Origin of the sequence: Streptomyces sp. NPDC087270, assembly GCF_044744625.1 — a bacterium.
Lineage (GTDB): Bacteria > Actinomycetota > Actinomycetes > Streptomycetales > Streptomycetaceae > Actinacidiphila.
Map to the genome: position 1 here is coordinate 120,714 of NZ_JBIUYR010000001.1, position 22,140 is coordinate 142,853.

General features: G+C 73.5%; 19 protein-coding genes and 1 pseudogene. 12 read left to right on the forward strand and 8 right to left on the reverse strand.

All coding sequences use genetic code 11. The features are described from left to right. The first annotated feature begins 50 nt into the window (after window positions 1-50). From ACIPAE_RS00500 to nudC, 4 genes are all read left to right on the forward strand, one after another. Complete coding sequence (locus tag ACIPAE_RS00500; RefSeq protein WP_402441964.1) at window positions 51-836, forward strand: hypothetical protein; 786 nt, start codon at window positions 51-53, stop codon at window positions 834-836. Between the two features lie 73 nt (window positions 837-909). Then, complete coding sequence (locus ACIPAE_RS00505) at window positions 910-4,359, forward strand: UvrD-helicase domain-containing protein (RefSeq protein ID WP_402441966.1); 3,450 nt, start codon at window positions 910-912, stop codon at window positions 4,357-4,359. Between the two features lie 105 nt (window positions 4,360-4,464). Beyond that, window positions 4,465-5,910: a M20/M25/M40 family metallo-hydrolase gene (locus ACIPAE_RS00510; protein ID WP_329365044.1), complete on the forward strand. Its 1,446-nt coding sequence runs from the start codon at window positions 4,465-4,467 to the stop codon at window positions 5,908-5,910. Between the two features lie 145 nt (window positions 5,911-6,055). Next, on the forward strand, window positions 6,056-7,003 hold the full coding sequence (gene nudC, locus ACIPAE_RS00515) for an NAD(+) diphosphatase (RefSeq protein WP_329365042.1): 948 nt from the start codon (window positions 6,056-6,058) through the stop codon (window positions 7,001-7,003). A 58-nt stretch (window positions 7,004-7,061) separates the two neighbouring features. Here the strand turns inward: nudC and ACIPAE_RS00520 are convergent, their stop codons facing one another. The 6 genes from ACIPAE_RS00520 to ACIPAE_RS00545 all read right to left on the reverse strand — a co-directional run bounded on the left by ACIPAE_RS00520 (window position 7,062) and on the right by ACIPAE_RS00545 (window position 11,406). Next, complete coding sequence (locus ACIPAE_RS00520; protein ID WP_402441969.1) at window positions 7,062-7,919, reverse strand: SAVMC3_10250 family protein; 858 nt, start codon at window positions 7,917-7,919, stop codon at window positions 7,062-7,064. A 149-nt stretch (window positions 7,920-8,068) separates the two neighbouring features. Further along, window positions 8,069-8,626, reverse strand: coding sequence for an isochorismatase family cysteine hydrolase (locus tag ACIPAE_RS00525; RefSeq protein WP_402441971.1), 558 nt, complete (start codon window positions 8,624-8,626; stop codon window positions 8,069-8,071). A 168-nt stretch (window positions 8,627-8,794) separates the two neighbouring features. After that, complete coding sequence (locus ACIPAE_RS00530; RefSeq protein WP_402441972.1) at window positions 8,795-9,280, reverse strand: MarR family winged helix-turn-helix transcriptional regulator; 486 nt, start codon at window positions 9,278-9,280, stop codon at window positions 8,795-8,797. 124 nt (window positions 9,281-9,404) lie between these two features. Beyond that, window positions 9,405-10,307: a GrpB family protein gene (locus ACIPAE_RS00535; RefSeq protein ID WP_402441974.1), complete on the reverse strand. Its 903-nt coding sequence runs from the start codon at window positions 10,305-10,307 to the stop codon at window positions 9,405-9,407. Between the two features lie 106 nt (window positions 10,308-10,413). After that, window positions 10,414-11,037, reverse strand: coding sequence for an RraA family protein (locus ACIPAE_RS00540; RefSeq protein WP_329365032.1), 624 nt, complete (start codon window positions 11,035-11,037; stop codon window positions 10,414-10,416). 114 nt (window positions 11,038-11,151) lie between these two features. Next, a complete protein-coding gene (locus ACIPAE_RS00545; RefSeq protein WP_329365030.1) occupies window positions 11,152-11,406 on the reverse strand; it encodes a mycoredoxin in 255 nt (84 codons plus the stop codon). A 297-nt stretch (window positions 11,407-11,703) separates the two neighbouring features. Between ACIPAE_RS00545 and ACIPAE_RS00550 the strand changes: the two genes are divergently transcribed. The 5 genes from ACIPAE_RS00550 (at window position 11,704) to ACIPAE_RS00570 (ending at window position 15,750) form a co-directional block, all read left to right on the forward strand. Beyond that, window positions 11,704-13,938 (forward strand): ATP-dependent DNA helicase UvrD2, encoded by a 2,235-nt coding sequence (locus ACIPAE_RS00550; protein ID WP_329373938.1) that lies wholly within the window; start codon window positions 11,704-11,706, stop codon window positions 13,936-13,938. A 137-nt stretch (window positions 13,939-14,075) separates the two neighbouring features. Continuing rightward, entirely contained in the window at window positions 14,076-14,459 is a 384-nt protein-coding gene (locus tag ACIPAE_RS00555) for a hypothetical protein (protein ID WP_402441977.1), read from the forward strand. Window positions 14,460-14,653: 194 nt separating this feature from the next. After that, complete coding sequence (locus ACIPAE_RS00560; RefSeq protein ID WP_402442625.1) at window positions 14,654-15,025, forward strand: WhiB family transcriptional regulator; 372 nt, start codon at window positions 14,654-14,656, stop codon at window positions 15,023-15,025. Beyond that, window positions 15,022-15,363: a hypothetical protein gene (locus ACIPAE_RS00565; protein ID WP_329365029.1), complete on the forward strand. Its 342-nt coding sequence runs from the start codon at window positions 15,022-15,024 to the stop codon at window positions 15,361-15,363. Before ACIPAE_RS00560 ends, ACIPAE_RS00565 begins: the two co-directional genes overlap by 4 nt. Before the next feature lie 168 nt (window positions 15,364-15,531). Then, window positions 15,532-15,750 carry a hypothetical protein gene (locus ACIPAE_RS00570; protein WP_329365027.1) on the forward strand — a complete coding sequence of 73 codons (219 nt, stop codon included), beginning with the start codon at window positions 15,532-15,534 and terminating at the stop codon, window positions 15,748-15,750. A 1-nt stretch (window position 15,751) separates the two neighbouring features. On the opposite strand, the gene ACIPAE_RS00575 is transcribed toward ACIPAE_RS00570, so the two are convergent. Further along, window positions 15,752-17,101 (reverse strand): AarF/ABC1/UbiB kinase family protein, encoded by a 1,350-nt coding sequence (locus ACIPAE_RS00575; protein WP_329365026.1) that lies wholly within the window; start codon window positions 17,099-17,101, stop codon window positions 15,752-15,754. A 430-nt stretch (window positions 17,102-17,531) separates the two neighbouring features. Then, window positions 17,532-18,656 (reverse strand): annotated as a pseudogene (locus tag ACIPAE_RS00580) (ThiF family adenylyltransferase); the annotation flags it as partial. A 274-nt stretch (window positions 18,657-18,930) separates the two neighbouring features. Between ACIPAE_RS00580 and ACIPAE_RS00585 the strand changes: the two are divergent. The 3 genes from ACIPAE_RS00585 to ACIPAE_RS00595 all read left to right on the forward strand — a co-directional run bounded on the left by ACIPAE_RS00585 (window position 18,931) and on the right by ACIPAE_RS00595 (window position 22,129). After that, on the forward strand, window positions 18,931-19,542 hold the full coding sequence (locus ACIPAE_RS00585) for a M48 family metallopeptidase (protein WP_328469012.1): 612 nt from the start codon (window positions 18,931-18,933) through the stop codon (window positions 19,540-19,542). 205 nt (window positions 19,543-19,747) lie between these two features. After that, the gene (locus ACIPAE_RS00590; RefSeq protein ID WP_402441980.1) at window positions 19,748-21,439 is read left to right on the forward strand and encodes a TerD family protein; all 1,692 of its coding nucleotides are present in this window, start codon (window positions 19,748-19,750) and stop codon (window positions 21,437-21,439) included. 6 nt (window positions 21,440-21,445) lie between these two features. Next, a complete protein-coding gene (locus tag ACIPAE_RS00595) occupies window positions 21,446-22,129 on the forward strand; it encodes an AIM24 family protein (RefSeq protein ID WP_328469016.1) in 684 nt (227 codons plus the stop codon). Window positions 22,130-22,140 lie beyond the last annotated feature (11 nt).

A 22,140-nucleotide genomic window follows, 5' to 3' on the forward strand; every position in this document is an offset into this window, starting at 1 on the left:
GTGCCCGCCGCCACCAGCGCGGGCCCCTGGGGGGATGCAAGGGGGCGGCCGTGGCGGCCACACGTAACTTCTGCGCGGCGGTGCTCGGCACCGCGGTGGCCGTGGCGGTGCTGACCGGCTGCGGCGGGGACACGGACGCGGGCGGCGCGCCGATCGTCGTACCGGCGGCCACCACCGCCGAGACCGGGGCGTTCGCGGGGGAGAGCGCCGACCGGATCTTCTCGAAGGCCGAGGAGGCGATGGACTCCGTGACGGCCGTGACCGTCGATGTCGTCCTCTCCGACGACGAGGGTGACGCGCACATCACCGCCGCGCTCACCGCCTCCGGAAAGTGCGCGGCCTCCCTCGAGAACGACGGGGAGGACCCGGTCCAGGTCATCGGCATCCACGACGCGTACTACCTGAAGGCCGACGCCTCCTACTGGGAGGACCAGGACGACAGCCACGGCGACGTACTGGCCCGGGCCTTCGCCGGGAAGTGGGTCAGGCTGCCCGCGCAGGAGCAGGAGGCGGACGACCTCGACCAGTTCTGCAAGCTGGACTCCCTGCTCGCCTCGGTCGAGGAGGGCGACGAGGTGACCGGCAAGGACGCCCCGGCCAGCCACTACGGCCGGGCCGTGGTCCCGCTCCACGAGCGCGACGACGACGGCACCACCAACACGGTGTACGTCGCCGCCGACGGCACGCCGTACATCCTCGGCCTGGTCAGCACCGACGGCGGGGGCAGCCTCCGCTTCAGCGACTTCGGCAAGGCGCCGCGGATATCCGCGCCGCCGGCCAAGGACACCGTCGACCTCTCCTCGGTGGGCAGCGACGCTCCGCACCTGTCGGTCTGACTCGGTCTGACCTGCCCCCGAACGGACGGGCCGGCCGGTGAAGCGTGTCGGCCCGGCCGGATAGCCTCGCTGGGTGGCAAACCCTCTCCACCACCCTGATCAGCTCAAGGAGCTGCTGGGTATCCCGTTCACCCCCGAGCAGATGGCGTGCATCACCGCGCCGCCCGCTCCCGGGGTGATCGTGGCCGGGGCGGGCTCGGGGAAGACCACGGTGATGGCCGCGCGGGTGGTGTGGCTGGTCGGCACCGGACAGGTCGCGCCGGACCAGGTGCTGGGGCTGACCTTCACCAACAAGGCGGCCGCGGAGCTCTCCGAGCGGGTGCGGCGGGCGCTGGTGCGGGCGGGCATCACCCCGGGCGAGGCGGACGGCCCGCCCGACCCGGCCCTGGACCCGGACCAGGTGCCGGGGGACCCGCAGATCTCGACGTACCACGCGTTCGCCGGGCAGTTGCTGAAGGACCACGGCATGCGGATCGGGCTGGAGCCGACCGCGCGCCTGCTCGCCGACGCCACCCGCTTCCAGCTGGCGGCGAAGGTGCTGCGGGCCGCGCCCGGCCCGTACCCGGCGCTGACCAAGGGGCTGCCCACGCTCATCGGCGACCTGCTCGCGCTGTCCGGCGAGCTGTCGGAGCACCTGGTGCCCGCCGAGCGGCTGCGCGCCCACGACACGCGGCTCGCCGCGCGGCTCGGCGAGCTGGACCCGGGCACGCGCGGCTACGCCTGGGTGAAGGAGGTGGCGCACGCCACCGCCGCCCGCCGCGACCTGGCCGAACTGGCCGCCGCCTACCGGCAGGAGAAGAAGGGCCGCGACCTGCTGGACTTCGGCGACCAGATCGCGCTGTCCGCCGAGCTGGCGCAGGGCCGCCCGGAGGTCGGCGCGCTGCTGCGGGACCAGTACCGGGTGGTGCTGCTGGACGAGTACCAGGACACGTCGGTGGCGCAGCGGCTGCTGCTCGCCGGGCTGTTCGGGGGCGGCACCGGGCATCCGGTGACCGCGGTCGGCGACCCCTGCCAGGCGATCTACGGCTGGCGCGGCGCGTCCGTGGCGAACCTCGACGACTTCCCCCGGCACTTCCCGTACGCCGACGGGCGGCCCGCCGACCGCTACTCGCTCAGCGAGAACCGCCGCTCCGGCGGCCGGCTGCTGGACCTCGCCAACACCCTCGCCGTCGAACTGCGCGCCCGGCACGAAGGCGTGGAGGCGCTGCGCCCGGCCCCCGGCGCCGAGCGCGACGGCGTCGTACGCTGCGCGCTGCTGCCCACGCAGGCCGAGGAGACGACGTGGCTCGCCGACTCCGTCGCCCACCTGGTGCGCACCGGCACCCCGCCCGGCGAGATCGCGGTGCTGTGCCGTACGGCCGCGCACTTCGCCGACATCCACGCGGCGCTGGTGGCCAGGGACGTGCCGGTCGAGGTGGTCGGGCTGTCGGGGCTGCTGCACCTGCCCGAGGTGGCCGATCTCGTCGCCACCTGCGAGGTGCTGCACGACCCGACCGCCAACGCGGCCCTGGTACGGCTGCTGACCGGACCGCGCTGGCGGATCGGCCCGCGCGACCTGGCGCTCCTCGGCCGCCGGGCCCGGCTGCTGGTGCGGTACGGTCCCGGGCCCGGCGCCGGTGCGGACGGCGAGGGGCCGGACCGGCTCGCGGCGGCCGTGGAAGGGGTCGATCCGGCCGAGGTGGTGTCGCTGACCGACGCGCTGGAGACGTTCCTCGACGCCGAACCCGGCGACGAGCTGCCGTTCTCCGCCGAGGCGCGGGTGCGGTTCGCGCGGCTGGCCGCCGAGATAAGGGAGTTGCGCCGGGCGCTCGCCGACCCGCTGATGGACGTGCTGCACCGGGTGCTGGCCGTCACCGGGCTCGAAGTGGAGCTGGCCGCGTCCCCGCACGCGCTGGCCGCCCGCCGCCAGGAGACCCTCAACGCGTTCCTCGACGTGGCCGCGTCCTTCGCCGGGCTGGACGGGGAGGCGACGCTGCTGGCCTTCCTCGGGTTCCTGCACACAGCGGCGCAGTACGAGAAGGGCCTCGACAGTTCGCTGCCCGGCGGCGACGACACGGTGAAGGTGCTCACCGCCCACAAGGCCAAGGGGCTGGAGTGGGACGTGGTCGTGGTGCCCGGGCTGGTCGCCAAGGGCTTTCCCAGCGAACGCGGACGGGAGCTGTGGCCGCTCAACGCGAAGGTGCTGCCGCACGGTCTGCGCGGCGACGCCGCCACCCTCCCCGACGTGGAGGCGTGGACCCGGGCCGGGCTCGACGGATTCCGCGCCGCGATGAAGGAGCACCAGCGCATCGAGGAACTGCGGCTCGGGTACGTCACCTTCACCCGGCCGCGCTCCCTCCTGCTCGGCTCCGGGCACTGGTGGGGGCCGACCCAGTCCAAGCCGTTCGGGCCGTCCGCGTTCCTCGACGCCCTGCGCGCGCACTGCGAGGCCGGGCACGGCGAGATCGAGGTGTGGGCCGAGCCCCCGGCCGAGGACGCCGACAACCCGGCCCTCGCCTCCGCCACCGAACCCCCCTGGCCGCTGCCCCTCGACCCGGCCGCCTTCGAACGGCGCCGCCATGCGGCGAAGACCGTCCGCGCCCAGATCGACGCCACCCGCCCGGACGCCTCCGACACCCCCCTCCCCCCGCAACCCACCCGCGCCACATCCCCCCGCCCCTCCCTCCCCCCGCAACCCACCCGGGGGAAAGGCCACCCCACCCCCGACCCCACCGGCGCCCCCCACCCCGCCGATCCCCCGCTCCCTCCCGACGACTCCCGCCTCGTCTCCGCCTGGGACCGCGACCTCACCGCCCTCACCGGCGAACTGCGCCGCGCCCGCGCCACCGTCCACGACGTCCCCCTCCCGCGCACCCTCACCGCCACCCAGCTCATGCGGCTGGCCGCCGACCCGGACGGCCTCGCCCGCGACCTGGCCCGCCCCCTGCCGCGCCCGCCGGCCCCCGCCGCCCGCCGCGGCACCCGCTTCCACGCCTGGGTCGAGTCCCGCTTCGAGGCCCGCCCGCTCTTCGCCCCGGAGGACCTGCCCGGCATCGAACCCGGCGACGACATCGCCGACGAGCAGGACCTCGCCGCCCTCAAGGACGCCTTCCTGCGCACCCCGTACGCCGAGCGCACCCCTTACCGCGTCGAGGCCGCCTTCACCCTCACCCTCGCCGGCCGCCTCGTCCGCGGCCGCATCGACGCGGTGTACCGGGAACGTACGGACGCCGTGCGCGCGGATGCCGTGGCCGCCGACACCGGTTCCGCCGAGCCGTCCGGCCACGACGCGGACCCGTACACGTACGAGATCGTCGACTGGAAGACCGGGCACCGGCCCGACGCCGCGGACCCGCTGCAGCTCGCGATCTACCGGCTGGCCTGGGCCGAGCAGCAGGGCGTGCCGCTGGAGCGGGTGCGGGCGGCGTTCCTGCACATCCGCACCGGCACGCTGCTGCGGCCCCCGGACCTGCCCGACCGGGCCGCGCTGGAGCGGCTGCTCAGCCCCGATCCGCCGGACCGGGCCGAGGAGCCACCGCACTGACAGCGGGCGGGCGCGGGGCGCGGGGGTGCGTCGGCGGGGTGCGTCGGCGGGGTCGGCGGCAGGCGGCGGAGCAGGGCCGACGACGCGGCCGGTACGCTGAAAGCCATGCGTACGACCCCGGACAACGCCGTCCACCCGCACCCCGCCGACCCGGCCCCGTACATCGCCGAACACAGCGCCGCGTTCCTCGCCGCGCTGGGGGACTGGCTCCGTATCCCGTCCGTCTCCGCGAACCCGGACCACGCCCCCGACGTACGCCGCAGCGCCGAGTGGCTCGCGGCGGCGCTGACCGACACCGGCTTCCCGGTGGCGGAGGTGTGGGAGACCGAGGGCGGTGGCCCGGCGGTCTTCGCCGAGTGGCCGAGCGGCGAGGCCGACGCGCCCACCGTGCTCGTCTACGGGCACCACGACGTGCAGCCCGCCGCGCGCGAGGACGGCTGGGCGACCGACCCGTTCGAGCCGGTCGAGCAGGACGGGCGGCTGCGGGCACGCGGCGCCGCGGACGACAAGGGCCAGGTCTTCCTGCACACCCTGGGCCTGCGCGCGCACCTGGCGGCGACCGGCCGCACCGCTCCGGCGGTGAACCTGAAACTGCTGGTCGAGGGCGAGGAGGAGTCCGGGTCGCCGCACTTCGGGCCGTTGATCAGGAAGCACGCCGACCGGCTCGCCTGCGACACCGTGATCGTCTCGGACACCGGCATGTGGGCCGAGGACACCCCGACGGTGTGCACCGGCATGCGCGGCCTGGTGGACGGCCAGATCGATCTGTACGGGCCGGACCAGGACATCCACTCGGGCTCGTTCGGCGGCGCGGTGCCCAACCCCGCCACGGAGGCGGCCCGGCTGGTCGCCGCGCTGCACGACGAGGACCGGCGGGTGTCGATCCCCGGTTTCTACGACGGTGTGGTGGAACTCACCGACCGGGAGCGGGCGCTGCTGGCGGAGCTGCCGTTCGACGAGGCGGGCTGGCTGCGTACGGCCAAGTCGCACGCGGCGCTCGGCGAGCACGGCCACACCACCCTGGAGCGGATCTGGGCCCGGCCGACCGCCGAGGTCAACGGCATCCACGCCGGTTACGGTGGCCCGGGCGGCAAGACCATCGTGCCGTCCACCGCGGAGATCAAGTTCTCCTTCCGGCTGGTCGCGGGGCAGGACACCGCCCGGGTGCGGCAACTGGTCACGGACTGGGTGGCGGCCCGGCTGCCCGACGGCATCCGGCACGAGATCCGCTTCTGGGGCGACGGCACCCGCCCGTGCCTGACCCCGCTGGACCACCCCGCGCTGCGCTCGCTGGTCCGCGCGATGGGCCGCGCCTTCGGCCAGGAGATCAGGTACACCCGCGAGGGCGGGTCCGGGCCGGCCGCCGACCTCCAGGACGTACTGGGTGTTCCCGTACTGTTCCTGGGAATTTCCGTGCCGTCCGACGGTTGGCACTCCGTGGACGAGAAAGTGGATCTCGACCTGCTGTTCAAGGGCGTCGAGACCGCGGCGCACCTGTGGACGGAGCTCGCCGCGGACTGGGCGGCCGAACCGTGGCCGAGCAGCCGGTGAGCGGCGCGGGCCGACGGCGCAACGGGCACCTCGCGCCCACTCGCGTGGAACCCGTACCGCCCGTACGGCCGGCACCGCTCGTACGGCTCGTACGGCAGGCATCGCAGGCACCGCAGGCACCGCAAAGGGGAGTTGGGAAGACGCCTTGACCGAACTCGACGCGACATCGAAGCCGCTGAGCCTCACCTACACCGGGGTGGACCGCGCGGCCCACCATCGGCTCGACGAGGCATGGCTCGCGGCTGCCTGGAGCCACCCCACCACCCGCGTCTTCGTCGTCTCCGGCGGCCAGGTGCTGGTCGAGGACACCCCCGACGGCGGCGCCGAACTCGTCATGACCCCGGCGTTCGACGCCCCCGAGACCGAGCAGCACCGCTACTTCCTCGGCATCGACGAGGAGGGCGTGCGCTACTTCGCCCTGCAGAAGGACACCCTGCCCGGGCGGATGGACGAGGCGGCCCGCCCGGCCGGACTGCGCGAGGTGGGCGGGCTGCTCGCCCCGATCGAGGCCGGGCTGATGGTGCACGCCGTCGCGCTGGAGAACTGGCAGCGCATGCACCGCTTCTGCTCCCGGTGCGGCGAGCGCACCGTCATCGCCGCCGCCGGCCACATCCGCCGCTGCCCCGCCTGCGGCGCCGAGCACTACCCGCGCACCGACCCCGCCGTGATCATGCTCGTCACCGACGACGAGGACCGCGCCCTGCTCGGCCGCCAGGTGCACTGGCCCGAGGGCCGCTTCTCCACCCTCGCGGGCTTCGTGGAACCCGGCGAGTCCATCGAGCAGTCGGTGCGCCGCGAGGTCTTCGAGGAGGCCGGCGTCACCGTCGGCGACGTCTCCTACGTCGCCAGCCAGCCCTGGCCGTTCCCGTCCAGCCTCATGCTCGGGTTCATGGCGCAGGCCACCTCCTCCGAGATCCACGTCGACGGCGAGGAGATCCACGAGGCCCGCTGGTTCTCCCGCGAGGACCTGCGCGCCGCCTTCGAGTCCGGCGAGGTGCTGCCCCCGTTCGGCATCTCGATCGCGGCCCGGCTGATCGAGCTGTGGTACGGCAAGCCGCTGCCGAAGCAGGGGGGAGCCGCGGCGGTGCGGTAGCCGCGGGTGTGCGTCCTGTGAGCCTGGCGGGTCGGCGGGCGGGCCACTGGCCGGCGCGCTACGGCAGGTCGTGCGCGTACTCCACGTACAGCGGGCTGGCGATCACCACTCTGCTGAAGGCGGCGGCGGTGTCGCCGTCGCCGGGCGGGTAGGCGAGGTCGGCGGTGACGCGCGCGTATCCCCGCGTCCAGGCGGCGGTGGGTGCGGAGGCGCGGCGGTCGAGCCAGTCGACGAGTTCGGCGGTGCCCTGGTGGAGGTGGCCCAGCCTGGACAGCTGTGTGGGTGGGGAGTCCGCCTGGAGGACCGGCAGGTCCTGGTGGCCGAGGGTGTCGAGCGTGTCGTGGGCCTGGCCGCCTTCGCGCCTGAACCACGCCCGGCTCCTGGTGACCTCGCTGTAGGCAGGGGGGCGGGAGGCGGCGCCGGACGTCCATGCCGTGCCGCCGGTGGCGTACTCCGTGACGATCCTCGCGGCGGGCGGCGGCTCCTGCCGTGGCGGCGGGGCCGGCAGCAGCAGGTGCTCGGCGGAACCGTGCATCAGCAGGCGGACCTTGCGGCCGGAGGCGTCCAGCGGGTCGTAGCCCTCGACCGGGTCGGCGGGGTCGAGGAAGACCACCATGTGGCTGAACGGGTCGTCCAGCAGCATGTCGTTGAGCGGTGCCTCGAACCAGATCCACTGACCCGGGCGGTGCTCGGCATCGGTGAACCAGCGCGCGTGGCTCTCGATCTGCTCGGTCACCCGCCGCAGATGGTCGAGGCGCTCCCGCTCGTCGCTCGTGGCGGCGGGGGACACGTCCACGCCGACCAGGGGCGTGGAGACCTTCAGCGCCATCTTGAGCCGGCCACTGAAGCGGCGCCGGGCCAACGGGACGAACTGCCGTAACTTCGCGTCGGACAGGTAGACCAGTTCGCTCAGCATGGATTCAGGCTAGGGGAAGGTTTGACCTGCCGTCAGGCACTAAAGCGACGAGGGCCGCGCCTCGGGGGGCGCGCCGGGGGGGGCGCGCCGGGGGAACGCGCCCCGGTCGCCGCCCTGGGCGCGGCCCTCGGTCCGAGGTCCGGACACCGTCACTTGGCGAGGACGTCCAGGACATCCTGGGTGCTGCCGACCTCGGCGATGCGCGGGAAGACGTTCGCCACGCTGTGCTCGTGCGTGGACAGGTCCCGGTCGGTCATGGCGTCGACGGGCAGCGTCACATGGAAGCCCTGCTCGTGCGCGTCCCGGGCGGTGGACTCCACTCCGCTGCCGGTGGCGATGCCCGTGACGACCACCTGAGTGACGTCGAGTGCCCGCAGCCGGTCGGCCAGGCCGGTACCGGTGAAGGCGCTGCGCGCGTGCTTGGTCACGAGGATGTCCTCGGGCTGCCGGTCCAGTTCCGGGATGAGGTCGGTCCAGCCCTCGGGGAACGAACGGGTGCCGGGGCGGCCCTGGTCGGTCCGGCCCGACGGTGCCCCCGCCACGTTGACGAGGACGACGGGGAGGCCGCGGTCGCGGAACACCCGCAGCAGCTCCGCCGAGCGGTCGACGATCCCGGTGACGGGGTGCGCGAGCGGCAGGGTGACGATGCCGGCCTGGAGGTCCACGACGATGAGCGCGGTCTTCGGGTCGAGGGTGGTGATGGGCATGCGAAGTCCTTCGGAGTGGCGGGGTGGTGAGGTGCCGACAAGCCGGGTGAGGGCACGCCGGAGCGGCGGTGGGGCCGACGGCGGAGGTGGAGCGGCGGAGCGGTGCCGGGGAGGCGGGAGCGGGACGGCGGAGGTCGAGCGGTGCCGGGGAGGCGGGAGTTGGACGGGTCAGGGCGACTGGGCGAGCCGTCGGAGCAGGTCGGTACAGGAGGCGAGCCGCGCGACCTCCTCGGCGGAGAACCCGGCCCCGATCGCCTGCGTCAGCCAGTCCTCCTTCGCCAGCCGCCCGGTACGGAACTTCTCGCGCGCGGTCTCGGTGAGGCTCAGTACGGTCTTCCGGCCGTCCCTCGGGTCCGGCGAACCGCTGATCAGCCCGGCGTCCTCCAGGACGCCGACGATCTTCGCCATCGACTGCGGGCGGACGCCCTCGGCGCGCGCCAGTACGGTCGCCGTCGCCGCTCCGTCGCGCTCGATCCTGAGCAGGACCGACGACTGGGATCGGGTGAGGTCGCTGCCGTGTCCCTGCTCGCGGAGCCTGCGGGTGAGCTGCCCGAGAACGACGCGCAGCTCACCGGCGAGGGCCGCCGGGGCGGACGCCGACGACGGCTCCCGCTCCGGTTCCGGTGCACGCTCCGGCGCACGCTGATCGTCCATGTTCTGCAGGCTAGCATTCTCTTCAGCCAACTGCACAGTTGGCTGTCTAAATTGCCGAGAGTGCCGATGACGCGTGCCTGCGGGTGGTGCCGCCGCCGTACCGGAGAGCGACGGAGGTCCGTGGCTAGCGGGGGCTCCACGCGTGACCTGTTCGCCGCCACTCCCGCGCACCGGCCATCAACACGGTGACCAGGCGCTCCTTCTCCTCGACGTATCCCTGCCGCTCGTACGCGAACTGGGCGGCGAGGGTCCGCTTGATCACCCCGTACCGGCGCGCGGCCTCCGGGTTCGCGATCAGGAAGTCCCGGAACAGGCGGTACCCGTCGGCGAGCGGGGAGCCGGCGGCCACGGCGTGCAGGTGGTGCGTCCGCTTTCCGTCCGCCATCTTGCGGAGGAACATGTGCCCCTCGTCGGCCGCGAACGACCCGGGGCGGTACTCGTACCCGATCCGTGCCAGCGGCTCCACCCGAGCGGCCACTGCTGCCAGATCGTCGAGAACCGCCATCACGTCGATGGTCGGCTTCGCGCACAGCCCGGGCACGCTGGTCGACCCCACGTGCTCGATCGCCCGTGCGCCGGGCAGGGCGTCCGCGAGCAGGTCGCGCTCGGCGGCGAACCGGCGCGGCCACCGCGGGTCGTACTCCACCACCTCGACCGCGGGGGTCCGCTCCCGCGCCGACAGCGCCCCGCCTTCGTACTCCCTCAGCAGGGCCAGGTGCGCGAGGTCCGTTCCCCCGGGTTCGCCCGAGGCGCCCACCACCTCGACGTACGTGACCTCGCCCGCCACCACGTCGGCTCGCGCGCCGCCCTGCTCCGGGCGCCCGTCGTGGCGGGGCACTCCGGCGCGGATCGTGTACCCGCCCGCGGGCAGCGACAGCGAGAAGAAGCCGGTCGGGCTGGTGAAGGGGGCCGCCAAGCGGAGCATCCTGGGCTCGTCCGGTGTCACGGCGACGAAGAAGGAACCGAGCGGCTCGCCTGTCGCGGTGCGGGCCACGCCGCGCACCACGCCCTCCCGACTTCCCCGCATTCCCCCACCGTCCCACGTCCGCGCCCCGCGGGTGCCGGTGCGGGCCGGGTACGGCGGGAGGCCGGTTGACGGTGGGCGGTGGACGGCCGGGGTGGGTGCGGCCGGGTCAGTCCTGGTAGCCCTGGGCGGCGAGGATCTGGTCGATGCGGGAGCGGTGCGCCGCCTCCCACATGTCGAGGGTCTCGGCGGACTCCTTCGCCAGCTTCGCGCGGGCGTCGGCGAGCAGACGGGCACCCCGGTCCCGGGGTGCGACCACGACGCCCTCCTCGTCGGCCACCACGATGTCGCCGGCGTTCACCTGGACACCGCCGCAGGTGACCTGGGCGTTGAGGGGCTCGACGGCGGCCTTGCCGCCCGGGATGGGGAGCACGCCGCGCGCGAAGACGGGGAAGCGCATGTCGCGGATCTCGCCGAGGTCGCGGATCACGCCGTCGATCACGAAGGCCGCGATCCCGTTCCGCTGGGCGACCGCGCAGACGTTGCCGCCGGCGACCGCGTAGTCCACGTCTCCGGCCTCGACGACGATGACGGAGCCGGCCGGGGCGCGGTGGATGGCGGCGTGCAGCATGAGGTTGTCACCGGCCGGGCACCGCACGGTGAAGGCCGGACCGGCCACTCGCGGCATCGACGGCCACAGCGGCCGGATGCCGATGTCCATGACCTGCTCCCGGCCGAGGAGGTCGGCGAGCGTGGTCGGCGGTATGTCCTGGAACCCGGCGGCGTCGTCCATGATCCCGAAGGTAGCACCGGCGCGGGGCGGCCACGGAGGGTCCCGGGCGGTCTCCTGGGAGCAGGCGGTCAGGCGCCCCCGGGCGCGGCGGGGCGCCTGGGGGCGTGCCGTACGTCAGGCGCTGAGCGCCTGGGAGACCTGGGCGAGGCTGGGGTTGGTCATCGTGGACTTCTTGCCGCTGGGCGCCACGACCAGAACGGTCGGCACCGTCTGGTTGCCGCCGTTGGCCTCCTCCACGAACTTCGCCGACTCCGGGTCCTGCTCGATGTTGATCTCGGTGTAGGCGATGCCCTCCCGGTCGAGCTGGCTCTTGAGCCGGCGGCAGTAGCCGCACCAGGAAGTGCTGTACATGGTCACGGTGCCGGACATGTGGTGATCCGCTCCTCGTCCAGGGGTCCTCGGGGTCCTCCATCCGGCAACGCCGGACGAGGTGTAGTCATTCCTCGGAACGTCCGGGGCGCCGCGTGCATTCCGCCCCCTCCGGTCCCGCTACGGCCCCGCTACGGCCCCTGCTCCGGCGCTGCTCCGGCGCCGCTTCGATGCCGCCGCCGCGCCGCGGACCGTACACCGGACGGGCAAGCCTGTGGATAACTTCGCCGGGGTGTCGCCGGAACCTGGCACAGTGGCGGTGTGACTGCGACAACCCACGACTCGCTCTTCCCCGCGATGCCCGACTCCGCGGACGCGGTGCTCGACGGACTCGACCCCGAGCAGCGCGCCGTCGCCACGGCACTGCACGGCCCGGTGTGCGTGCTGGCCGGTGCCGGCACCGGCAAGACCCGTGCGATCACCCACCGGATCGCGTACGGAGTGCGGTCGGGCATCCTCCAGCCCTCGACGGTGCTCGCGGTGACGTTCACCGCGCGCGCGGCGGGGGAGATGCGCGGGCGGCTGCGGCAGCTGGGCGCGGGCGGGGTGCAGGCGCGGACGTTCCACTCCGCCGCCCTGCGGCAGTTGCAGTACTTCTGGCCGCGGGCGATCGGCGGCGAGATGCCGCGCATCATGGACCGCAAGGTGCAGCTCGTCGCGGAGGCGGGCGCCCGCTCCCGGATCAGGCTGGACCGCAGCGAGCTGCGGGACGTGACCGGCGAGATCGAGTGGTGCAAGGTCACCCAGACGGTGCCGGAGGAGTATCCGGCCGTCGCCGCCAAGACCTCGCGCGACGTGCCGCGCGACCCGGCCGAGGTCGCGCGGATCTACGCGACGTACGAGCAGTTGAAGCGCGACCGCGGCCTGATCGACTTCGAGGACGTGCTGCTGCTGACCGTCGGCGTCCTCCAGGACCGGCCGGACGTGGCGGACACCGTCCGCTCGCAGTACCAGCACTTCGTGGTGGACGAGTACCAGGACGTCAGCCCGCTCCAGCAACGCCTGCTGGAGCTGTGGCTCGGCGGCCGGGGGAATCTGTGCGTGGTCGGCGACGCCTCGCAGACGATCTACTCGTTCACCGGCGCCACCCCGGACTTCCTGCTCGGCTTCCGCACCCGCCACCCGGACGCCACCGTGGTCAAGCTCGTCCGGGACTACCGCTCCACCCCCCAGGTCGTCGGCCTGGCCAACGGCCTGCTCGGCCAGGCCCGCGGCCACGCCGCCGCCCACCGGCTCGAACTGATCTCGCAGCGCGAGCCGGGCCCCGACCCGGTCTACACGGAGTATCCGGACGAGCCGGCCGAGGCCGAGGGCGCCGCCCGCCGGATCAAGGACCTGATCGACTCCGGGGTGCGCCCCAGCGAGATCGCCGTGCTCTACCGGATCAACGCCCAGTCCGAGGTGTACGAACAGGCCCTCGCCGACGCCGGGGTGCCCTACCAGCTGCGCGGCGCCGAGCGGTTCTTCGAGCGCCCCGAGGTGCGCGAGGCGGGCATGCTGCTGCGCGGCGCGGCGCGCGCGGCCGCCGACCCGGGCGAGGAGCGGGAGACCATCCCGCAGCAGGTGCGGGCGGTGCTCAGCTCGCGCGGCTGGGCCTCGGAGCCGCCCGCGGGCTCCGGCGCGGTGCGCGACCGCTGGGAGTCGCTGGCGGCGCTGGTGCGGCTGTCGGAGGACTTCACCGCGGCCCGGCCCGCCGCGGAGCTGTCCGACTTCGTCACGGAGCTTGACGAGCGGGCCAACGCCCAGCACGCCCCCACGGTGGAGGGCGTCACCCTCGCCTCGCTGCACGCCGCGAAGGGCCTGGAGTGGGACGCGGTGTTCCTCGTCGGCCTGACCGAGGGCACCTTGCCGATCACCCACGCCAAGACCGACGAGCAGATCGAGGAGGAGCGCCGGCTGCTCTACGTCGGGGTGACCCGCGCCCGTCTGCACCTCTCGCTGTCGTGGGCGCTGTCGCGCTCACCCGGCGGGCGCGGCGGTCGGCGGCCCTCCCGCTTCATGGACGGACTGCGGCCGGGGTCCGCGCCGCGCGGCGCCCGGGGCGGTGCCGGCGGCCAGGGCGGCGCCGAGCGCGGCTCGGGCGGCCGCAGCAGGCGCCGCGGCCCGGTGCTGTGCCGGGTGTGCGGGCGCACCCTGTCCGAAGCCGGCGAGATCAAGCTGATGCGCTGCGAGGACTGCCCCTCCGACCTCGACGAGGCGCTGTACGACCGGTTGCGCGGCTGGCGGATGGAACAGGCCAAGGCGCTCGGCCAGCCCGCCTACTGCGTCTTCACCGACAAGACGCTGCTGGCCATCGCCGAGGTCAGGCCGTCCGACGAGCAGGGGCTCTCCGCGATCCCCGGCGTGGGCGCCCGCAAACTCGACAAGTTCGGCGCCGACGTGCTGGCGCTGTGCACCGGAGTTCCCCTGGACGAAGCCGACGAAGCCCAGGACAGCGCGGAATACGACGCTCCGGACGAAGTACCGGAAGAGGCCCTTCCGGCCAACTCGCAGGAGGGCGCGGAATCTTCTTCGGAAGAAGCCGAAAAATAGTTTGCGCATCGCGCGGGAGTCCTCATAGCCTGCGTGAGCACGGTCGAGAACGGGTCTTCCAAGAGCCGCCAAGACTGTGATGTACTAGGCAAGTCCGGTCCACTGCCCTTACGAGACGCCGAGAGGAGGCGAGCACAGTGAGCAGCAACATCACCATCACCAAAATGACCGATCGTCCGGTCATGGCAGCCGCCTGCTCGCTCGACGTCTCCGTGGTCTCGCTGCATGGCAGCCGCCGGTCCCTCGCCTCTGCTCTGCTGCCGGTCCTGCCGGTGCGTGAGCACAGTGAGCGACCGACCGGGGCGCCCGCGGTAGCGGCGGCGAAGGCACAGGCGACCGCCTATGCCTTTACCTCTGCGGCTGCCGGCGCCGGCGCGACGAGCGCGAAGGCTGCCAAGGGCGGTGCCAATGGTGTCAAGGGCGCCATCGCCGCCGGACTGGTGATCGGACAGCAGCAAAAGAAGACGCAGCACGGTATGTGGGCCTTCCGCGGGCCTGAACCCTGGAGTGATCCAACCTGACATCGAGTCAGGTCGGCACCCTCAGGGCCGCGGAATCCCACACCGGGAACCGCGGCCCTTCTGTTTTCTCCACCCGGAGATCGCTGTCTACGCAGACAGACACAACCGAAGACCGGCCCACCGGCCGGACCGACAGACGAGGAACGAACACCGTGCATTCCGCCCCGCACGACACGTCCGGACTTCAGCCCGACCTGACCGGGACGCCCACCGGCGACCTCACCGACCACCCTCCCCTCGGCACTGCCGTCGGGGACCCCAGCGCAGACCCTCCGGAGAACACCTTGCTGCCCCTCACCGAGCTCGACGACGAGATCGAGCGACTCGGCGTGCCCGTCCCCTGCCGCACCTACGACCCCGAGGTCTTCTTCGCGGAGTCGCCGGCGGACGTGGAGTACGCCAAGTCCCTCTGCCAGACCTGTCCGGTCCGCGAGGCGTGCCTCGCCGGCGCCAAGGACCGCCGCGAGCCCTGGGGTGTCTGGGGCGGCGAGCTGTTCATCCAGGGCGTCGTGGTTCCCCGCAAGCGGCCGCGTGGCCGTCCGCGTAAGAACGCCGTCGCGGCATGAGCACTCGCGCCATGTTCCGCACCCGGCCCGGCACGATCGACCGGCCCTTGACGCATGACCCGAAGCACCGCAACTCCAAGAATCAGGCCCCGATGACGACTTCCCGCACCGATCAGCTCGCACGTACTTCCGACGCCTTCGCGTCGACCCAGAACAGGAACCTCGAGATGCAACTCATGCCAGAAGCCCTGGCTCGTGCCCATATGCAACAGCGACTGCGCGAGGCCGAACAGCAACGTAGGTCGCAGCGCCTGCTCACCGCCCGCCGGCTCCAGCGCCGTGCCGAACGCGCCTCGATGCGCGCCCGGCGCGCGCTGGCCATGGCGGTCATGCAGTAGCCGGCGCACGCGACAGCCCTCGCGACGTGACCGGGATGCCGTAACGGCACACCGGAAACCTCGAAGCAACGCTGACCACGTACGATCCCGCGGGACCGGTCCGACCAGGACCGGTCCCGCAGTGCGTTATCGCGACAAAACCGGCTTCCGCGGAGGTATCGTCACCCAGTGGATCAGAAACCCTCTCAGGCCACGACGACGGGCACACCGTCCAGCACACCGCGCACGTCCGGGACGGCCTGCGGTCGCTGCGGCGCCACTGCCGAGGGCCTTCCGCTGACCTGGACCTGCTCCGTCGAGAACGGGCGCCGCGTCTACTTCTGCGACACCTGCGCCCGCGAACACCTGCGCAGCATCGAGGGGCGCCTCGACTCCGCCTGGTGGTAGCTCACGCCGACGCCGCGGTGCCCTCCGGGTCGAACCCCGGCAGCCACTGCTGCAACTCCGCACGCAGCCGCACCTCGGCGCCGAGCTGGCACAGCACCCCGACCGTGCTCAACGTCACCCGGTGGATCAGCAGATACGACGGCGGCAGGTTCAACTGCTTGCCCAACTGGTGCGCCGGCGACCGAGGATCGGCGATCCGGGCCGCCTGCGCCCGCATCCACGCCCGGTCGAACCGGAACTCCTCCCGCCCGGCCGGCTCGATGATCGGCCGCAGATAGTCCAGTACCGCTTCCGCGTCGAGGGTGATCGTCGGCTTGACGAAGCCCTCCGCGCGCAGCATGCGGTACACCTCCTCCGCGTCGTCGGCCAGCGCCAGCCGCAGCGCGGTGCCGATCGGCAGCGGCAGGCCCTCCGGCAGCCGGTCCACCGTGCCGAAGTCCAGCACCCCCAGCCGCCAGCCCTCCGCCGGGCCGTCGTCGACGAGCAGGCGGAAGTTGCCCGGGTGCGGATCGGCGTGCAGCAGCCCGGTCCTGGCCGGGCCGGCGAACAGGAAGTGCGCCAGCAACTGTCCGGCCCGGTCCCGCATCTCCCGGCTTCCGCCCGAGATCACCTCCGACAGCGGCACCCCGTCCATCCACTCGGTGACCAGCACCTGGTCCGCCTGGTGCACCACATCCGGTACCTCGACATCGGGGTCCCCGGCGAACTCCTCCGCGTGTGCGTGCTGGGCCGCGGCCTCCAGTTCGTAGTCCAGCTCCTCCGCGACCCGGGCCCGCAACTCCGCGAGCAGCGGCTTCACGTCCATTCCCGGCACCAGCGGGCCGAACAGCCGCGCCACCCGGCCCAGTTGCGACAGGTCGGACAGCAGCGCGTCCCCGGCCCCTGGATACTGGACCTTCACCGCGACCTTGCGGCCGTCACTCCACACAGCCCGGTGCACCTGCCCGATCGACGCGGCCGCGGCCGGGATGTCCTCGAACGACGTGAACATCGAGCGCCAGTCCTTGCCGAGCTGCTCGGACAGCACCCGGTGCACGGTGCGGGCCGGCATCGGCGGAGCGGCCTCCTGGAGCTTGGTGAGCGCCGCGCGGTACGGTCCGGCGACGTCCTCCGGAAGTGCCGACTCGAACACCGACAGGGCCTGCCCGAACTTCATCGCGCCGCCCTTCAGCTCCCCGAGCACCTTGAAGAGCTGTTCGGCGGTGCGCTCCTGCAACTCGGTGGCGACCTCGTCGGCCGGCCGGCCGCCCAGCCGCTTGCCCAGCCCGAGCGTGGCCCGCCCGGCGAAGCCCAGAGGAAGCGCGGCCAGCTTCGCGGTGCGAGTCACCGCCTTGCGCGGAAGATCAGACATGCGCCCCCTCATTTCCCGTCGGTCACATGGCCATTGTGCCTCCCTCCGCCGCCGCCCGGCCGTGACGATCTCGACTTATCGCCTGTGGCGAGCGCTCCCGGGACCCCGCGGCCCCGCTGCCGGGGCCCTCCCCACCCGCGGCAGCGGTCCCGCATGCGCGCCCCGCCGTCGCCCGTGTCCCCGGGCCGGTCCCTGCCCCGAGCCGTGGCCGTACGCCGGTCCCCGTCCACGCCCCGGCGGGTGCGGCGGGCCCGGCCGCGTGGACCTCGGCACGGTGGGTTTCCGCGGTGCCGCCCCCGCTTCCGGCGCTCTGGGTGCCGCCGCCCCCGCTTCCGGTCTCCCGACTCACGGCGGCACCACCTCCGACGCTCGCCGTCGGCGCGTCGGCGGTGATCGCTCCTCGCGCCCCCGGCGCGCCGACGGTCCGCCGCCGCGCCGCCGCCCCGCACCCGCAGCGGCCGTCCGCGGTCAGCGCCCGCACCCGGGTGGACAGGCGGGACAGGGACACCTCCACCCGGGCGCCCGCGCTCGGCGGCACCCGCCCGTCCAGGTGGGCCAGCACATGCGCCGCCGCCAACCCCGCCACCGCCGTGGCCAGCGCGATGTCGCAGGCCGGGACCGCGGACGGGCGTCCGGAGCTCAACTGGGCCAGCACCCGGGGCAGGGCCGGATCGCGGTCGGCCAGCGCCAGCAGCTGGCACTCCCCGCAGCCGCTCCGCCCGGGCAGCACCAGCGGCCCGACCAGGCCGGTGCCCTCCAGCACTCCCGCGTAGAGGTGTGGCACTCCCGAAGCCACCAGGCGGCGCGCCTGGGCCGCGTCGGGTGCGTAGGCGAGCAGTCCGTCCCGAGGGGCGACCACGGTGAGCGCGCCGCCGCCCGCCGCCCCGGCACCGCTTGCGCCGATCGCTCCCGGAGCCCGCGAGGCGCCACCCGGTCCGGCTCGGCCGTGCCCGCGGGTCACCCCGGGCGCGGCGCGGCGGACCGCACCCCTTCCCGCGGCATCGCGCCGCTCACCCACCTGCTCGGCGGGGAAGCCCGCCGGGCCGATGTCCCACGGCTCGACCCGCCCCACGTCGACGACGTCCACCGCCCCCACCCCTGCGGCCGACAGCACGGACGCCACCGCGGCGCCCACCCGGCCGGCCCCCAGCACCCGCACCCGCGACGCGCGCCGGTGCCGTATCCGCAGCGCGCCCGCGCCCGGGCCGGGGTGCACCACCGACAAGGCCGCGAGGTCCGGGCGCAGCCGGTCCAGCATGTCCGTGCGGTGCCGCAGTGCCCCGGACAGGTCGGAGTGCGCCGAGGCGTCGTCCAGCACGCCGCCCTCCGCCAGCAGGCCCAGCAGGTGCCGGACCCGGTCGGGCCCCAGGCCCAGCGCCTCCGCCTCTCGGGCCAGCACGTCCGCGCTCCGCGTGCCGTCCAGCAGCGACAGGAACCCGGCCGACGGTCCGTCCACCGGCTCCAGCACCACCGCCCGCTCCGGGTCCACCCCGAACTGCACGCACTCCCGGTCCCGCCAGCTCCTGCGCAGCGCGCTCTTCAACATCAACCGCATGGCTCGGCCCTCCTCGCCTGCCGGGCGCGTCCGAGCACACCCCGGGCGCGCCACCGCGCCCGCGCCAAAGCCCGCTCGGACATACCGCCACCGAATCTCCCAATCACTCTCAGTGACTGATATCTCCACCATGCCCGAAAAACTCACCAGGCCGGAGAAGTTATCCACAGGCTGTGAGGGATAGTCGTTCAAGATGCGTACAAAGCGAGGTGATTCCCGCGGCAACCGGCCCGGGGGCGGGACTTCCCCCACGTACAGCGGGTAACGTCGAGATGTGTCCGCCGATCCCGCCCATGACATCGCAGACCAGCCCGCCCGCGGCACCCGGGCGGGCGAGCCGGGCGGAGCGGGTGGCCCAGGCATGACAGGCCCGGTGGAGGTACGCCGCAGTGCCCGTCGCCGCCGTACGGTGTCCGCCTATCGGGACGGCGACCGTACGATCGTTCTCCTGCCGGCTCGGATGTCCGCGGCCGAGGAGCAGCGCTGGGTGACGGTGATGCTGGAGAAGCTCGCCGCTCAGGAGAGCCGCCGGATGCCCGGTGACGACGAACTGGCCGCCCGCGCCGAGCGTCTTTCCGAGCAGTATCTGAACGCCCGGGCCGTACCCGACACCGTACGCTGGGTCACCAACCAGAACTCCCGGTGGGGGTCGTGCACCCCGGCCGAAGGCAGCATCCGGCTGTCCCACCGCCTTCAGGGCATGCCCGAGTACGTCATCGACTACGTGCTGCTGCACGAACTCGCGCATCTGCTGGTGCCAGGTCACGGCCCGCAGTTCTGGAAGCTGCTGGAGAGCTACCCGCGCACCGAGCGCGCCCGCGGGTTCCTGGAAGGCGTCGTCGCCGTCGACCGCCTGCCGCACGCGCCCGCTCCGCGCGAGGACTGACCGGCCCCGGCCCCGCGGCCGCGCGCACCCCCGTCACCCCGTCACCTCGGCACCCCGTCGGGACAAGCCCGGCGCCTTACCGGTACAAGCTGGTGATGGCCGGTTCCGATGCGAGCCGTTAGCCTGACGCAACGCACATGGACGACGGGCGCGTACGAAGCGGCGCGACGAGCCGGACGACAAGCGGAATGGGGGAAGGTCGCGCATGGCCAGGGAGTTCCAACGTGGCCACAAGGCCAAGATCACTGATCTGACCGCCGGCAGGGATCTCTATGTCGGCGTGCAGATCACTGCTCCCGGCCTCACGTTCGACATCAGTTGCTTCGGGCTCGACGCCGCCGAACAGCTCTCGGACGACCGGTACTTCGTGTTCTTCAACCAGCCGAAGTCGCCCGAGGAGTCGATCCAGCTCCTCGGCGCGCAGGCCGGCGACACCGAGTCCTTCCGGGTCACCCTCGACCGGATTCCGGACGCGGTGCGGAAGCTGTCCTTCACCGCCACCATCGACGGCGACGGGCAGATGTCGCAGATCTCGCCCGGCTACATCCGGCTGGTCGCGGGCGGCGAGGAGGTGGCGCGGTACGCCTTCACCGGTGCGGAGTTCAGCACCGAGCGCGCCGTGATGCTCGCCGACGTCTACCTCAAGGACGTGTGGCGCTTCGCCGCGGTCGGGCAGGGCTTCGACGGGGGACTCGACGCGCTGCTGCGGAACTTCGGCGGCGAGGTCGCCGAGGAGGAGCCGGCCGCCCAACAGCCGCAGGGCGCCCCGGGGTTCGCCCCGCCCGCCGGCGCGGCGGCCCCCGCACCCGGTTTCGCGCCGCCGCCAGGGCCCGCCGCGGGCACCCCGCCGCCGCTCCCGGCGCCGGCCGCCGTGCCCGCCCCCGCGCCGCCGCCCCCGGTCCAAGTCCCACCGCCGGCACCCGCGTTCGGCGCGCCGCCGGTCGGCCCCACCCCGCCGGCCGCCCCCACCCCTCCGCCGCTGCCCGGAGCCGGCGGCCTCTCGATCCACCAGGCGCCCACCATGGTCGGGCCGTTGAGCACTCCGCCCGCCCAGGCGCCGCCCTTCGGCCAGGTCCCGCCGCCCGCGCCGCCGCCCCCCTTCCCCGGGCAGGCCGCTCCGCCGCCCTTCCCGCAGCAGCCCGGGCCGCCGGCCCAGTTCGGCCGACCCGGCCCGCCCGGACCCCCGATGGGCGGCCAGAGCGGATACGCCATACCGCCGACGCCCACCCTGGGCGCGGGCCTCACCGTCTCCATGCAGAAGTACCGCGAGCAGCCCACCGGTCAGCGCTGGACGCAGCAGAACCCGAAGATGATGCGCGCCGACCTCGGCCAGGGCACCGGACAGCCGGTGCTGGCCCGTCAGGGCGCCATGGTGCTCTACCAGGGCAAGGTCGACTTCGCCTACAAGGGCGCGGGCTTCAGGGGCCGCGTCGTCGGCAACATGACCGGCCAGGAGATGCAGCTCATGCGCTGCACCGGCGGCGGCCAGGTCTTCTTCGCCGAGAACGCCGCCTACCTGCACCCCGTCGAGCTCCAGGGCGACGCGATCTGCGTCTCCGCGGAGAACGTGCTCGCCTTCGACGAGGGGCTCCAGTACGAGGTGCGCAGGATCGAGGGCCACGGCATCCCCGGCGGCGCCCTGTTCACCATGCAGTTCCAGGGCACCGGCACCGTGATCGTCAAGACCCACGGCACCCCCGTGGTCCTCCCGGTCACCCCGACCACCTACGCCGACAGCAACGCGATCGTCGCCTGGTCCGCGGGTTCCCAGGTGATCGTCTCCAGCCAGGTGCGGCTGCGCAGAAGCGTCTACCCCGGCCACAGCGGCGAGACCGTGAACCTCCAGTTCCGCGGCGCGCCCGGCAACTTCATCGTCGTCCAGCCCTACGAGGTGTGACCCGCCATGGACCAGCAGATGATCGCGGGTTACGCCCCCAAGCCGGTCGCCGCCCGGATGGAGAACCACGGCTCCTCCATGCTCAAGGTCGCCATGGCCACCGGCCAGGACCTCTACGCCCGCACCGGCTCGATGATCGCCTACGAGGGCTTCATCCAGTACGAGCCGAACCCGCCGGCGGTACGGCAGATGGCCGCGTCGTGGCTGACCGGTGAGAGCGCGCCGGTGATGAAGTGCACCGGCGACGGCCTGCTCTACCTGGCCGACTACGGCGCCGACGTGGTCTGCGTCAACCTGGACAACGAGTCGGTGTCGGTCAACGGCACCAACCTGCTGGCCTTCGACGCGCACCTGCAATGGGGCGTCGAGCGGGTCAAGGGCCTGGCGAAGTTCGCCGGCCAGGGCCTGTTCAACGTCGCGGTGTCCGGCACCGGTTGGGTCGCCATCACCTCTCGCGGCACTCCGATCGTGGTGGACTGCGGGTCCGGCGCCGACGAGACGTATGTCGACCCTGACGCCCTGGTGGCCTGGTCGTCGGGGCTGAAGATGAAGGCCAAGCGCAGCTTCAAGGCGTCGTCGCTGATCGGGCGCGGCAGCGGCGAGGCGTTCCAGATCGCGTTCTCCGGCCAGGGCTTCGTGGTCGTCCAGCCCAGCGAGGACAGTACCGACCGGCTCCGGGCCCGGGGCTGAGGGGGAGCGAC

Excerpts from the sequence above, each read along its gene's own strand:
- ACIPAE_RS00510 (WP_329365044.1), top strand. The coding sequence starts at position 4,465 with ATGCGTACGACCCCGGACAACGCCGTCCACCCGCACCCCGCCGACCCG.
- ACIPAE_RS00520 (WP_402441969.1), bottom strand. The coding sequence starts at position 7,919 with ATGCTGAGCGAACTGGTCTACCTGTCCGACGCGAAGTTACGGCAGTTC.
- ACIPAE_RS00525 (WP_402441971.1), bottom strand. The coding sequence starts at position 8,626 with ATGCCCATCACCACCCTCGACCCGAAGACCGCGCTCATCGTCGTGGAC.
- ACIPAE_RS00530 (WP_402441972.1), bottom strand. The coding sequence starts at position 9,280 with ATGGACGATCAGCGTGCGCCGGAGCGTGCACCGGAACCGGAGCGGGAG.
- ACIPAE_RS00535 (WP_402441974.1), bottom strand. The coding sequence starts at position 10,307 with ATGCGGGGAAGTCGGGAGGGCGTGGTGCGCGGCGTGGCCCGCACCGCG.
- ACIPAE_RS00540 (WP_329365032.1), bottom strand. The coding sequence starts at position 11,037 with ATGGACGACGCCGCCGGGTTCCAGGACATACCGCCGACCACGCTCGCC.
- ACIPAE_RS00545 (WP_329365030.1), bottom strand. The coding sequence starts at position 11,406 with ATGTCCGGCACCGTGACCATGTACAGCACTTCCTGGTGCGGCTACTGC.
- ACIPAE_RS00550 (WP_329373938.1), top strand. The coding sequence starts at position 11,704 with ATGCCCGACTCCGCGGACGCGGTGCTCGACGGACTCGACCCCGAGCAG.
- ACIPAE_RS00565 (WP_329365029.1), top strand. The coding sequence starts at position 15,022 with ATGAGCACTCGCGCCATGTTCCGCACCCGGCCCGGCACGATCGACCGG.
- ACIPAE_RS00575 (WP_329365026.1), bottom strand. The coding sequence starts at position 17,101 with ATGTCTGATCTTCCGCGCAAGGCGGTGACTCGCACCGCGAAGCTGGCC.
- ACIPAE_RS00590 (WP_402441980.1), top strand. The coding sequence starts at position 19,748 with ATGGCCAGGGAGTTCCAACGTGGCCACAAGGCCAAGATCACTGATCTG.
- ACIPAE_RS00595 (WP_328469016.1), top strand. The coding sequence starts at position 21,446 with ATGGACCAGCAGATGATCGCGGGTTACGCCCCCAAGCCGGTCGCCGCC.